The 13,327-nt window shown below is 44.4% G+C and carries 12 protein-coding genes; 4 read left to right on the forward strand and 8 right to left on the reverse strand.

The annotated features are described in order from the left end of the window. Positions 1–90: 90 nt before the first annotated feature. The 3 genes from recJ to xerD all read right to left on the reverse strand — a co-directional run bounded on the left by recJ (position 91) and on the right by xerD (position 3,622). Positions 91–1,827, reverse strand: a complete 1,737-nt coding sequence (gene recJ / locus ACED28_RS13405; RefSeq protein WP_017100502.1) for a single-stranded-DNA-specific exonuclease RecJ — start codon at positions 1,825–1,827, stop codon at positions 91–93. Positions 1,828–1,907: 80 nt separating this feature from the next. Next, a complete protein-coding gene (locus tag ACED28_RS13410) occupies positions 1,908–2,681 on the reverse strand; it encodes a thioredoxin fold domain-containing protein (protein ID WP_371710039.1) in 774 nt (257 codons plus the stop codon). Between the two features lie 26 nt (positions 2,682–2,707). Further along, positions 2,708–3,622, reverse strand: a complete 915-nt coding sequence (gene xerD, locus ACED28_RS13415) for a site-specific tyrosine recombinase XerD (protein WP_041472738.1) — start codon at positions 3,620–3,622, stop codon at positions 2,708–2,710. A 150-nt stretch (positions 3,623–3,772) separates the two neighbouring features. On the opposite strand from xerD, the gene fldB reads away from it, so the two are divergent. Beyond that, positions 3,773–4,294 (forward strand): flavodoxin FldB, encoded by a 522-nt coding sequence (gene fldB / locus ACED28_RS13420; RefSeq protein WP_009848425.1) that lies wholly within the window; start codon positions 3,773–3,775, stop codon positions 4,292–4,294. A gap of 170 nt (positions 4,295–4,464) precedes the next feature. Here the strand turns inward: fldB and brnQ are convergent, their stop codons facing one another. Next, on the reverse strand, positions 4,465–5,778 hold the full coding sequence (brnQ, locus tag ACED28_RS13425; protein ID WP_371710040.1) for a branched-chain amino acid transport system II carrier protein: 1,314 nt from the start codon (positions 5,776–5,778) through the stop codon (positions 4,465–4,467). A gap of 314 nt (positions 5,779–6,092) precedes the next feature. Here brnQ and ACED28_RS13430 point away from each other — a divergent pair, with 314 nt between their 5' ends. Both ACED28_RS13430 and srmB read left to right on the forward strand, forming a co-directional pair. After that, on the forward strand, positions 6,093–6,821 hold the full coding sequence (locus ACED28_RS13430; RefSeq protein WP_371708336.1) for a tRNA1(Val) (adenine(37)-N6)-methyltransferase: 729 nt from the start codon (positions 6,093–6,095) through the stop codon (positions 6,819–6,821). 107 nt (positions 6,822–6,928) lie between these two features. Beyond that, positions 6,929–8,194, forward strand: a complete 1,266-nt coding sequence (srmB, locus tag ACED28_RS13435) for an ATP-dependent RNA helicase SrmB (protein WP_009848422.1) — start codon at positions 6,929–6,931, stop codon at positions 8,192–8,194. A gap of 170 nt (positions 8,195–8,364) precedes the next feature. Here the strand turns inward: srmB and yaaA are convergent, their stop codons facing one another. Then, positions 8,365–9,141, reverse strand: coding sequence for a peroxide stress protein YaaA (gene yaaA, locus ACED28_RS13440; protein ID WP_371710041.1), 777 nt, complete (start codon positions 9,139–9,141; stop codon positions 8,365–8,367). A 243-nt stretch (positions 9,142–9,384) separates the two neighbouring features. Next, the gene (locus tag ACED28_RS13445) at positions 9,385–10,815 is read right to left on the reverse strand and encodes a sodium:alanine symporter family protein (protein WP_009848420.1); all 1,431 of its coding nucleotides are present in this window, start codon (positions 10,813–10,815) and stop codon (positions 9,385–9,387) included. Between the two features lie 710 nt (positions 10,816–11,525). Here ACED28_RS13445 and ACED28_RS13450 point away from each other — a divergent pair. Further along, on the forward strand, positions 11,526–11,714 hold the full coding sequence (locus ACED28_RS13450) for a DUF3545 family protein (RefSeq protein WP_009848419.1): 189 nt from the start codon (positions 11,526–11,528) through the stop codon (positions 11,712–11,714). Between the two features lie 152 nt (positions 11,715–11,866). Here ACED28_RS13450 and ACED28_RS13455 read toward each other — a convergent pair whose 3' ends face one another. Beyond that, positions 11,867–12,418, reverse strand: a complete 552-nt coding sequence (locus ACED28_RS13455) for a hemerythrin domain-containing protein (RefSeq protein ID WP_371710042.1) — start codon at positions 12,416–12,418, stop codon at positions 11,867–11,869. A gap of 92 nt (positions 12,419–12,510) precedes the next feature. Next, on the reverse strand, positions 12,511–13,185 hold the full coding sequence (gene ung, locus ACED28_RS13460; protein ID WP_012603254.1) for a uracil-DNA glycosylase: 675 nt from the start codon (positions 13,183–13,185) through the stop codon (positions 12,511–12,513). Between the last annotated feature and the right edge of the window lie 142 nt (positions 13,186–13,327).

The following is a 13,327-nucleotide window of genomic DNA, read 5'->3' on the forward strand; positions in this document are numbered from 1 at the left end:
GAAACAAGCCCTGTTTTTGAACAGAGCTTGTTGGATTTGGCACTAAATGATGAACCTCATTCAGTGAACGATAACGCTATTTGGCTTCAACTATTTCGCTTCGATATGATCAATCATCAACTGCAACGATTGATTGCCACGAAACTCGTTAATATCCAGCTTAAACGCAAGATGTACCGTTTTCACTGAGGCATCAGGCCAGCGACGTAGGTCAACATTAAAGGCAATGCCATCAATCATCACATTGGTTGGGTGGCTTTTGTATAGAGGTTCTAGCATCAATTTAAGATGTTTTTCACCTACCAGTTTTTGATGCAGAACTTTAAACTCACCATCAAAGATGGGCTCCGGGAAAGCTTGTCCCCACGGACCACCTGAACGCAATGTTTCAGCGGTATGCATTGAGAACTCTTCAGGTAACAGCTCACCATCAGACAAGATAATGCCCTTAAGTGCCGTCTCACCGAGTTCTTTACGCACAACGTCATCAAACATCTTGCTGAATCGCTCGAAGTCTTTTTCCATAATGGTTAAGCCGGCTGCCATTGCGTGACCACCAAACTTCAAGATCAGGCCAGGGTTTTGAGTGTCGATTCTGTCTAGCGCATCGCGCATGTGCAAACCTGGAATCGAACGACATGAACCCTTAATGCTACCTTCACCACCATCAGCAAATGCGATCACTGGGCGGTGATATTTGTCTTTGATACGCGAAGCTAGAATACCAATTACGCCTTGATGCCAATCACGTTGAAACAGAGCCAAACCAGAAGGCAAATCGTCTTTACCAAATTCAAGGCGCTCACAAAAAGCCATCGCTTCTTGTTTCATGCCCTCTTCGATCTCTTTACGTGTTTGGTTCAAGCCATCTAACTCGCTGGCCATTCGACGCGCGGCATGGATGTTATTACTCATTAGCAGCTCAACACCAAAAGACATGTCATCCAATCGGCCAGCCGCATTGATACGTGGACCAAGCGCAAAACCAAAATCGGAGGCAACTAAACGCTTAGCATCTCGCTTAGCAATTTCAATCAAGGCTTGAATACCCGGACGAGCTTTACCCGCACGAATGCGTTGTAGCCCTTGGTGGACCAAGATTCGGTTGTTTTCATCAAGTGGTACCACATCCGCAACAGTACCCAGAGCCACTAGGTCAATCAGTTCCATCAACTTGGGTTCTGTCATGCCGTGTTGAGCAAACCAGCCCAACTTACGCATATGAACACACAATGCCATCATCAGGTAAAAGGCGACACCCACACCGGCTAGCGCTTTTGAAGGAAATGCGCAGCTTTCTAGGTTGGGATTGACCATTGCATCTGCAATCGGTAATTCAGAACCAGGCAAGTGATGATCAGTAACCAGTACATCAAGGCCTTTCTCTTTAGCAAAGCGAACACCGTCAATTGAAGATACACCGTTGTCGACTGTCATGATCACTTCAGCACCAAGTTCGATCGCCTGTTCGACAACCTCTGGGCTCAAGCCATAACCATCTTCAAAACGGTTGGGTACCAGATAATCAACATTCGAGCTGCCCAACATTCGCAGAGCAAGCACAGACAACGCCGAACTGGTTGCGCCATCGGCATCAAAGTCACCAACAATGATAATGCGCTTTTGCTGCTGAATGGCTTTGAACAACAATTCAACCGCAGCATCAATGCCGCCCAGTTTTTGATAAGAGTGCAAACCTTTCGCAGCTGTCTCTAGCTGGTCAGCACTGTCGATTCCGCGACTCACATAAATGCGCTTTAACAAGTCAGGTAAGTGAGCAGGTAAGACTGAAGTGTCGACCTCAGGACGGCGTTGGATCTCTATCATATAAAAATGTGCCTGATATCAATCAGGCCACTCCTTAAATCAAAAACAGGGGGGAATAATAGGTAATAAAAAAATGAAGATTACTGCTCTAAACGCTGAATAAGTTGCGCCGGAGGTAAGTAACCACTCACCAACTCACCACTTGCTAGCACGATAGCCGGAGTGCCATTGATGCCAAGCTCACGACCGAGTTGGTATTGTTTAGCAATGATCTGCTTTTGCTCTGCTAGGTCTTTACCAGACGCTGGCATTTGACGATTGACTTTAGCATCATGCATCGCTGTTTTTGGATCGTCAGACGCCCAGATTGCAGCCATTTGATCGGCAACTTGTCCTGTCGCACCTTGGCGTGGGTAAGCCATGTAACGAACGGTGATACCCAGATCGTTGTAGCCTTGCATTTGACTGTGCAGACGAACACAGTAGCCACAAGTAATGTCAGTAAATACCGTCACAACGTACTTTTCGTTATCTGCTTTGTATTCGATAACCGTATCCGACATCGCTGCTACTTTTTCAGCATTCAGTGGAGCCTGACGCTCAGCCAAAACATCACTGAACTTACCGTTTTCATCCAAAGAGTAAAGTGTACCGGCTAGAAAATGATCGCCCTCTGGAGAAGAAAAGATAATACCGCTGTTGGTTTGAACTTCTAAAAGACCATCGATATCCGAAGGAACAATCTTATCGACCTTAATACCGATTTTTTCAAAACGCTTAGTTAACGCAGCTGTATCAATAGCTGGAGCAGCTTCTACGGCTGTTGATGTTGTTTCTACTTTCGCTTCTGATGCATTACATGCAGTAATCATGAGAGGAAGCGCTAGTAGAGGAAGACGGCGTAATACGCTCATTAGGTTCACCTTAAAAATAAATGGATTTAAGCACGTGGGTGATGCTGAGCGTGAATTTGCTTCAGCCTTTCAGTCGCCACATGAGTATAAATTTGGGTGGTCGATAAGTCACTATGTCCAAGCAACATCTGTACGACCCTGAGATCGGCACCATAGTTCAGTAAATGAGTGGCAAAAGCATGTCTCAATACGTGTGGAGACAATAATTCCGTGTCGATACCAGCAATGACCGAATAATGCTTGATACGATACCAGAACGTTTGACGAGTCATTTGCTTAGCGCGTTTACTCGGAAAAACCACATCCGAGCTGTTATCACCGAGCAGTTGTGGCCGACCTTGTTCAATAAAAGTCTCTATCCAATCGACGGCGTTTTCTCCCATTGGCACCAAGCGCTCTTTACCGCCCTTACCAATAACACGCACCACGCCTTGTCTTAGGCTGATGTTTTCCATCGTCAAACTGACGAGTTCCGTAACACGAAGTCCAGTTGCATAGAGTAACTCAAGCATCGCTTTATCGCGAAGCTCGATTGGATCGTTTGGATCTGGCGCTTCAAGCAGCGAATCCACTTGCTCTTCACTCAAATCTTTTGGCAAGCGCTTCGGCAGTTTTGGACTGATCAACAGCGCACTAGGATCGTCGGCTCTTACTTTCTCGCGGTGTAGATATTGAAACAAGCGACGAATGGCCGACAACATACGAGCGCGGGAAGTCTGCTTAAAGTCAGCATCGGCTAACCAACCTTGATAATCCTGTAGTCCTGAAAGACTAATAAAATCGAGGCGGTAATTGTTCTTTTCCATCCACGTTAGAAGCTTAGACAGGTCGGTACGGTACGAGACAAGCGTATTCTCAGATAATCCTCGCTCCATCCACATAGCATCTAAAAACTGTTCTACTAGACCGTGGTCTGCGCTCTGCCCTTGAGGCGACTGCATAGTGTTACTCACAATATTGGAAACTGTTTTGAGAGTATGCCAGAGCAAATATGAATGCCATAAAAATTACGACTTGAGCGGATAATCGCTGCAATCGAAGTCGATTTATGGTTAGAATTCGCCATCTGAAATTAAAATTGAACGTTTGCTATGAAAATTGGATTATTTTACGGCTCAACCACCTGCTACACAGAAATGGCAGCAGAGAAAATTCGCGGCATTATTGGTGAAGACCTAGTTGATATCCATAACGTGAAAGAAACCCCTCTTTCATTGATGGCGGACTACGATCTTTTACTGCTCGGCATCTCAACTTGGGACTTCGGTGAAATCCAAGAAGATTGGAATGAACTGTGGGAAGACATTGCAACCACGCCAATGAAAGGCAAGGTTGTAGCACTGTTTGGTTTAGGTGACCAAGAAGGCTACGGCGAGTGGTTCTTAGATGCGATGGGTCTATTGCATGATGAGCTGAAAATCGCTGGCGCAGAGTTTGTCGGTTTCTGGCCAAACGATGACAGCTACGAGTTCGAAGCGTCTAAAGCTCTCACTGAAGACCAATCTCAATTCGTTGGTTTGGCGCTTGATGAAGATTCACAATACGAACTGAGCGACGACCGTATCGCTAGCTGGGTTGAACAAGTACTGGTTGAGTACAGCGAAAAGCTATAACCAAACAGAAGTACACTCAGCTAAGTAACTCAGTAGCTAAGTAGCTAAGTAGCTAAGTAGCTAAGTAGCAGAATATTAAAAGATCACAGAATACAAAAAGGCCTCATTACTGCGAAGTAATGAGGCCTTTTCTATTTCATGTCGAAGGACAATGTCATCTCAACGGAAGATTAAACAGTCTCTTCAGCCATCTCTTGCTCTGTTGATTTACCAACGAAGAACATACAGATGATTGCGGCAGTCGTTGGAAGCAACCAACCCATACCGATTTCGAACAATGGCAGCATGTTCATTGCAGATACATCCATACCTGCAACTTTAGCACCATCGATAAGAGCAAACAGTAGAGACACTAATACCACTGCGCGGTAAGCCGCTTTTGGATTAGGGAAACGGCTGCGCAAGAATGTCAGTGCGACCAATGCGATTGCTACTGGATAAAGTGCAAACAGAACTGGAACAGACAGAGAAATTAACTGAGAAAGGCCAACGTTCGCTACGGTTGCACAAGCTACACCGTTGATGATTACCCAGGTCTTGTAAGACAGAGGTGTTAACGAGCTGAAGTAATCAGAACATGCTGATACAAGGCCAATCGCCGTCGTTAGACAAGCCAATAGTACGATCACAGAAAGCACGAGTTGACCTGAAGGGCCAAACAAAGATTGGACGTATAGGCTTAAGATAGCGCCGCCATTATCTGCACCCGCTGCAACTGTTGCGCTTGTTGCGCCCAGGAAGAACAGAGAGATGTAAACAAATGCTAGACCCGCAGCGGCAATACAGCCCGCACTGATTAGGTACTTAGTTGTTGCTGCGCGGTCAGTCACGCCTTTACTGCGAATTGCGTCAACAATCAGCATACCAAACATCAAAGCAGCAAAAGTATCCATGGTGTTGTAGCCTTCAAGGAAACCTTTGGTCAGTGGCTGAGTGATGTACTCACCGTGAGCCGCAAGGACATCACCTTGTGGGTTAATGAACACAGCAACTGCCAGTACAACCAAACCAACGAATAGTGCAGGCGTAAGTACCTTGCCAATAACGTCAATAAGCTTACCTTGTGACCATGAGAAGAACATCGCTACCACAAAAAATGCAATCGAAAAGAGAGTTAGATGAACTTGAGTCGCATCAATGAAGAACGGCTTCACCGCCATCTCATAAGCAACAAGACCGGTACGTGGTGCAGCAAATGCAGGACCGATGATGATGAAGCTCAGTACAGCCATGATAGTTGCTGCTTGCTTAGGAAGATCTTTGGTTAGATGACCCCATGAACCACCCGCCACTGCGACCGCGACGATAGTGATTAACGGCAGACCAACGGCAGTCAGCAGAAAACCAGACATCGCTGGAAGAAAGTGATCACCAGCTAATTGGCCAGCTAGAGGTGGGAAGATGATGTTACCCGCACCTAAGAAAAACGCAAAAAGCATAAAGCCCAATGCCATTATATCTGTTAGTTTTAGACTCTGTTTCACAGATAATCCTTAATTATATTTATGAGTTTATGTTGTGCTTACATGAATGTTACAGCGAGAAGCTGCCAATCAATCTTTAAAATAGTCGCGCATAATGACGAAACACTCGGCTAGCTGCAAGTCACCATAAAAAAACGCCATATAAATTTGCATATATAAACAAAAAGTAGTGAATTAAACTAAACATACGCAGATTAACATAATTATCAACCAATCATTGTTAGCAACAATAGATAAGCAATTAGAATATTAATTTACACAAATAGTTAACATTAGAGCTAATCACTTAAAATATCTCGATAATCAGAATATTCATGAAAGACAAAACGATAAATACTAAAAGCTTCAATTTTAAGAGGTTCTCTATTTACGGAGGACAGAGCGGCATGCCTGTTAGCACCGATGGAGTACTACTCGGCTCATGGATTAACCTTGCCCCTGAATCATTAGTACTCGATATAGGCACTGGAACAGGGCTATTAGCCTTAATGGCAGCACAACGTTTTGAGGATGCTTCAATCTCTGCGATCGATATTGATCAGCACGCCATTGATGCTGCCACAGTCAATATTGAGCAGTCGCCTTGGCAAGATCGTATCTCCCTTCATCACGACAGCGTGTTAACCACGGATTTCTCGCAACAATTTGATGCCATAATTTGTAATCCGCCCTACTTCAACTCTGGAGAGCAGGCACAGCAAAGCCAAAGAGCCACCGCGAGACACACCGACAGCTTGGATCACCTTGAGCTTGCTCAGCGTTGTTTCGAGATAACGACTGATGCCGCCACCGCCAGTTTTATACTCCCAACGCCAGAAGGAGAAGGCTTCATCAAACTTGCCGAGCAATGTGGTTGGTACCTAGCAAAGCGCCTTGATGTGAAAACAACCGACAAAAAACCGCCAAGCAGAATCCTGTTTGAACTATCTAAAGATCCTGTTAGCGAGCAAGATTTGCAGCGTGAATCGCTTACGATCCATCACGATGGCGGTTATAGCGAGGCATTTATTGCCCTTACTAAAGATTTTTATCTCAAGATGTAGCAAATACCATGTGATCCTAATCACTAATGCTTCTATAATGTCCGACTACTCTTTTTTATCGTCTGCTTTTTGAGGCAGAAACATTTATTGCTTGTGGAGAAACAACAGTGATCAGAACCTTTGCAGAACTCGATCTAAACCAAGAGCTGCTTAAAGCAATTGACGAAATGGGCTACGAACGCCCAACACAGATACAAGCTGAAGCAATCCCACAAGCGTTAGATGGAAGAGACGTTTTGGCTTCTGCGCCAACAGGTACTGGTAAAACAGCATCATTTGTATTGCCAGCACTGCAATACCTACTGGATTTCCCACGTAAGAAATCTGGCCCTGCACGTATGCTTATCCTGACGCCAACGCGTGAGCTAGCAATGCAGATCACCGAACAAGCACGTGAGCTTGCTAAATACACCAGCCTGAATATCTTTACGATCACGGGCGGTGTGATGTACCAAGAGCACGCTGACATCTTAAGTACGACTCAAGATATCGTAGTCGCAACACCTGGTCGTTTAATGGAATACATTGAAGGCGAGCGTTTTGACTGCCGTGCGATTGAATGGTTAGTTCTCGATGAAGCAGACCGTATGCTAGACATGGGCTTTGGTCCTGTTGTTGACCGTCTGTCTGCAGAGTGTCGCTGGCGTAAACAAACTTTACTTTTCTCAGCAACGCTAGAAGGTAAAGGTATTGAAGGTTTCACTGAAGACCTTCTGAAAAATCCAGCAGAGATCGATGCAAAATCGTCATTGCGTGAACGTAAGAAGATCACTCAATGGTATCACCGTGCCGATTCAGCTAAGCACAAGCTTGATATCCTAAAACATATCATCACAGAGCAAGCTGAACGCAGCATCATCTTCTTGAAGACTCGTGACCGCCTAGGTGACCTACGAGCTCAATTAGAAAGTGCACAGATCCCTTGTGTATGGATCCAAGGTGAAATGCCTCAAGATCGTCGTAACAACGCGATTTCTCGTTTCCGCGATGGTTCTATCAACGTACTGCTGGCAACTGACGTCGCAGCTCGTGGTATCGACCTTCCAGATGTGAGCCACGTTATTAACTACGACATGCCGCGTACAGCAGATGTTTACCTACACCGCATCGGTCGTACGGCTCGTGCAGGTAAGAAAGGTAACGCGGTTTCTATCATTGAAGCGCACGATCAACTAATGATTGAACGTGTTGCTCGTTACACTGAAGATGCGATCAAAGAGCGCTTCATCGAAGGCATGCGCCCAACGCACAAGAAAGCCGCGGTAACGAAGAAGAAAAAGCCGAAGAAAGAAGACAAGAAAGCGGTGGCTAAGCAAAAAATTGCTAAGAAAAAGAAAATCGCTAAGAAAAAGAAAGCCGTTAAGAACAAGTAATCTAACCGCCTTTCAATGATTCAATAAAAAGCCCCATGCAGTTATCTGCATGGGGCTTTTTATTGTCTGGCTTATTATTGTCTGGCCTGTTATCAGGCTAAATGACTAGGCCTCTAATTTCAAACTCAAACTCAAACTCAAACCGAGAGTAACTAATTAGCCAAGGGCTGCTAGTTTTGCTCTTCACGCTTGAAGACAAGCTCTTTCGCATTCGACTCTTCTTCAACGAAGTAGTAACCCGCCGTATCAAATTTTGTCAGCGCTTCAACTGAATCAATTTTGTTCTCAATGATGTAGCGAGCCATCATGCCACGCGCTTTCTTCGCGTAAAAACTGATCATCTTGTACTGACCATTCTTACAGTCTTTAAAAACTGGCGTGATGATTTGACCATCAAGGCTCTTCGGCTTCACCGCTTTAAAGTATTCGTTCGATGCTAGGTTGATCAACACATTATCGCCTTGAGCATTCAACGCTTCATTCAGCTTATCAGTGATGATATTGCCCCAGAACTGGTACAAGTTAGTGCCACGCTCATTAGCTAAGCGTGTGCCCATCTCTAGGCGGTAAGGCTGCATCAAATCCAATGGCTTCAATAACCCATATAGGCCAGAAAGCATGCGCAGGTGATTCTGTGCGTAGTCAAAATCATCGTCCGACAGTGTTTCAGCATCTAGGCCAGTGTACACATCGCCCTTAAAGGCTAGGATTGCTTGGCGTGCGTTGTCTTGGGTAAAGGTCTCGCTCCATTGCTCAAAGCGCGCTACGTTCAGCCCAGCAATTTTATCGCTTACTTTCATCAGAGCTGAAACATCAGCAGGTGTCAGCTTGCGGCACTCTTCAATAAGCTCTGCAGAGTGTTCAACAAACTCTGGCTGGCTGAAGCGCTCAGTCGCTAATGGTGATTCGTAATCTAATGTCTTGGCTGGAGAAACGACAACTAACATAACTTTACCCTAATCGGTTATCTAACTGGATGCAGCTAGAGTATAGAAAAAACATCAACTTGTCTTTATGACTCTTCCTATTACTTTGATAGACAGATCTAGCTGTAAGTCGCTTACAAAGAAGAATCTCTTACAAAGAAAAATCGATAATAAAGAAAATATCGCAGGCAAAGAAAAAGGCTAAGGTCGAAACCTTAGCCTTTCTAATGATTTTAGGATGAGTGATGAATCACTCCAACAAGATTACTTCTTCTTGTTGTTAACCCAAATACCATCTTCCAATTGAGCCTTAAGCTCTGGGAAATCATCCGCATCGAACGTGGGTACTTTACCCGCGTCTAATTGACGGTTGTAATCTTTCGCTAGCTTAATCACGATACCCGATAGCAAAATAATCGCTACCAAGTTCACAATCGCCATTAAGCCCATCGATACGTCAGCCAATGCCCATACCGTTGGCAGTGTCGCGAGAGAACCGAACATAACCATACCCAGTACAACGATACGGAACAGCACTAGGCCCTTCTTGTTGTTGTGCTCTAAGAAGATAAGGTTTGTTTCTGCGTACGAGTAGTTTGCAATGATTGAAGTGAAAGCGAAGAAGAAAATCGCTACCGCTACAAAGATGCCACCCCATTCGCCGACTTGTGCTGTTAGTGCACGTTGCGTTAGTTCGATACCCGTTACTTCACCGTGTGGTACATACTCACCAGACATCAGGATGATTGCTACTGTTGCAGAACAGATAACAATCGTGTCCATGAACACGCCTAGCATTTGCACATAACCTTGTGATGCTGGGTGCGGTGGGTAAGGCGTAGCAGAAGCTGCTGCGTTTGGCGCAGAACCCATACCCGCTTCATTCGAGAACAAACCACGTTTGATGCCGTTAATCATCGCTTGTGCGATTGCGTAACCTAGGCCACCCGCTGCTGCTTCTTGCAGACCGAATGCACTCTTGAAGATAAGAGCCAGAACTTCAGGCACTTTCTCAATGTTCATTAGCATTACGTAGATAGCGATAGCTAAGTAAGCCAGTGCCATAATTGGAACAATGATTTCTGCAGTGCGAGCAATCTTACGGATACCACCGAAGATAACGAATGCAGAGATGATTACGATACCAACACCAACGTAGCTGCGCTCAAAGTCGAATGCCGTGTTCATTGCGCTTGCAATCGCGTTCGCTTGAACCGCGTTGAATACAAGACCGAATGCAATGATTAGGAAGATAGAGAATAGAACCCCCATCCAACGCATACCTAGGCCTTTCTCCATGTAGTATGCAGGGCCGCCGCGGTAGTTACCGTCGTTATCACGCGTTTTGTATAGCTGTGCCAGTGTGCTTTCTGCAAACGATGTTGCCATACCTAGCATGGCAATTAGCCACATCCAGAAGATAGCGCCAGGGCCACCAGCGGTTAGTGCTACAGCAACACCAGCCATGTTACCCGTACCGACACGTGCTGCTAGACTAGTACAAAGTGCTTGGAAAGAGGAGATACCTGCACTGTCTGCTTTACGGCTGTTTCTAAGAACAGAAAACATGTGGCCGAAATGGCGGAATTGAATGAAACCTAGTCGTACAGTGAAGTAGATACCCACACCAACGAGTAAGTAAACTAAGATAGATCCCCAAAGGAGATCGTTCATCAAATTGATTAAGTCTGTCACGTGAACCTCGTAATTGAGTTTAAGCACCGATCTTGCTTCCTAGCCTTCCTCTAGATCACCTATGCCAGTGTCAATAGTTGTGTCGGCATTAGATTTATATTTATTTGTTGCGATCTAGATTGTAAATGTCGCTTCATGCATCCATTTTACGTATCGGTGTATTTTTTGACGGGCGGATAATGCAGCGAGACGGCCTAAAAATCAATATGAAAATAAACGCATACTAAATGACATTTCACTAATAATACACCTTTTGTTAACACAACTTTCAACAATAGCGCCTAATAAAAGTCACATTGTCGGGACATAATATCAACAAAAACTAAGGCACCACAAAAACAAAAACACCATCCCGTAAAGATGACGCCAGCCTAGGTTTTACAAGGTATAGTGAAGATCTGTGTTTTTTTCTAGGGTAATGAGATCCCTATACTACACGGCACAATGCGCACTTAAATGCACTATAGTCAAAATGCTATTCCATTTGCACAATGAATTAACATTCAATCCCCCCTAATTTAATCGTTTACTTAAGTTTGTTTGCTTGTTTTTTGTACACAAAAATCCCCGAAATGTGTGAGCATGCATAATAAAACAGAACAAAAACTTCATACATTTGAAACAAATGAGAAACAAATCAAGGTTATTGTGAACTTAAATATGATATTTAATGGTTCGTAAGAACGAATCCCACGGAAGGAGATATGCTTATGGATAGCTTTCAATTCGATGAATTATCAGAACTAGAAATGCCTCGTACCACTCAAAAAACACGCTCTAAACCACTCAAACGTAAATGGCGTGAAATTGAGGCAATCAATGATCGTAGACAGCTTGAGAAAGAGCTTAGAGAGATGAACCTAGGTCTCGATTTTAGCCTTGACGATATAAAGCTTTAATCAGCACGATAAGAAATCAGATAGCAAAAAGCACCTGTAATAGGTGCCTTTTTTATTTTATGAGGTATTTAATCCGCTCAAAGCATCATTTGGGAACTAGCCCTCTAATATAGAGAGCATCTAAAATAGTCACGCTTCAACATGACAACTGGCTAAACGCACTCTTGTTCATTCTGTCGAATGCGAGCCGCGAGTTGGCGGTACTCATCAGCAATTGTCTCTCCAAAGACAGGGTCGTCTTCAGGTTGAAGCCATTGAGACTCCACCTCTTGCCAATCTTTAACAGTGAACGACTCAACAATCATTGGTAACACATGCTTCTCTTCATATTCCATGTGTTTTCGTTGAGCTTTAACAAAAGCTTCAAGCTGCTCAATAAATACTTGTTGAGGAACCACCGCATCTTGAAGGATCATATCGACCACACCTAAAAAGTCCGCCGTTTTCTCAGAAAGCAATTGATGCTCCAGTTCCAAGTCTTCAATCACTTGATCACTGCCATATTGCTTAAGGTAGTAACGATAAATAACATCTTCTTTCGGGTGATGCACCTTGTCTGAATGGTCCATGAGATAATGAACCACCTCTGCGATCAGGCTATAGTTTATTTCTCGCTCCTGTTTCAGAAACTCTAACTTACTGTTGAGTATCGCGAGCAAACGAGCCATATAGCCATGCTCTCGTCTTATCCTTTCAATCATCATAGTATTGCACTCCATTACACCTACTGTTTATAAGTGTATACGAAGATGCTGATTTATGATTTGACCCTGCTCAGAAAACCACCAACCTATACTTATGTTGGTAAACGCCAGTCGATAGATTGTTGATCCATAGAAGAAAGTAGCTTGTTGGTTGTTGAGAAGTGCTGACAACCGAAGAAACCACGGCGTGCTGATAATGGTGATGGATGAGGTGCAACCAACACATGGTGCTTGTCTGCATCAATCGCTTGGCCTTTCTTCTGGGCGTGTGCGCCCCACAACAAGAAGATGATCGGTTCAGAGCGCTGATTGAGCTCTGCAATAATGGCATCGGTAAAGGTTTCCCAACCACACTTAGCATGTGAGTGGGCTTTTGCCTCTTCTACTGTAAGGACAGTGTTCAACATCAACACCCCTTGAGATGCCCAAGAATCGAGGTAGCCATGACTCGGGATCTCAAAGCCCTCTATATCTTGTGCAAGCTCTTTGTACATATTACGTAGAGAAGGAGGGATTTTTACACCTGGCAGTACAGAAAAAGCTAAGCCATGAGCTTGGTTAGCGCCGTGATAAGGATCTTGCCCTAGGATAACCACGCGTACGGACTCGAAAGGCGTCATATCAAAGGCACTGAACACCTGCTCTTGAGGAGGGTAGACGGTTTTCCCACTATTGCGTTGCTGTTCAACAAACGCGAGGACACTCTGAAAGTACTCTTTGTCACGTTCATCATTAATAATGGATTCCCAAGTCTTTGGTGCGCTCATCGTTTTACTTCCCAATCATCAAAGTTTCTAGGGGCTTTCGCCAGACAAAAAATAGCTGTATCGGCTAACTATCCTAAATAAGGCTTTAGGGCGTGTTGACCTTTCGTGGTTAAATTTTGTTCGAGATAAAAGCGTTTTAATC

It is taken from the genome of Vibrio sp. 1F253, from assembly GCF_041439295.1.
Taxonomy (GTDB): Bacteria; Pseudomonadota; Gammaproteobacteria; order Enterobacterales; family Vibrionaceae; genus Vibrio; species Vibrio tasmaniensis_A.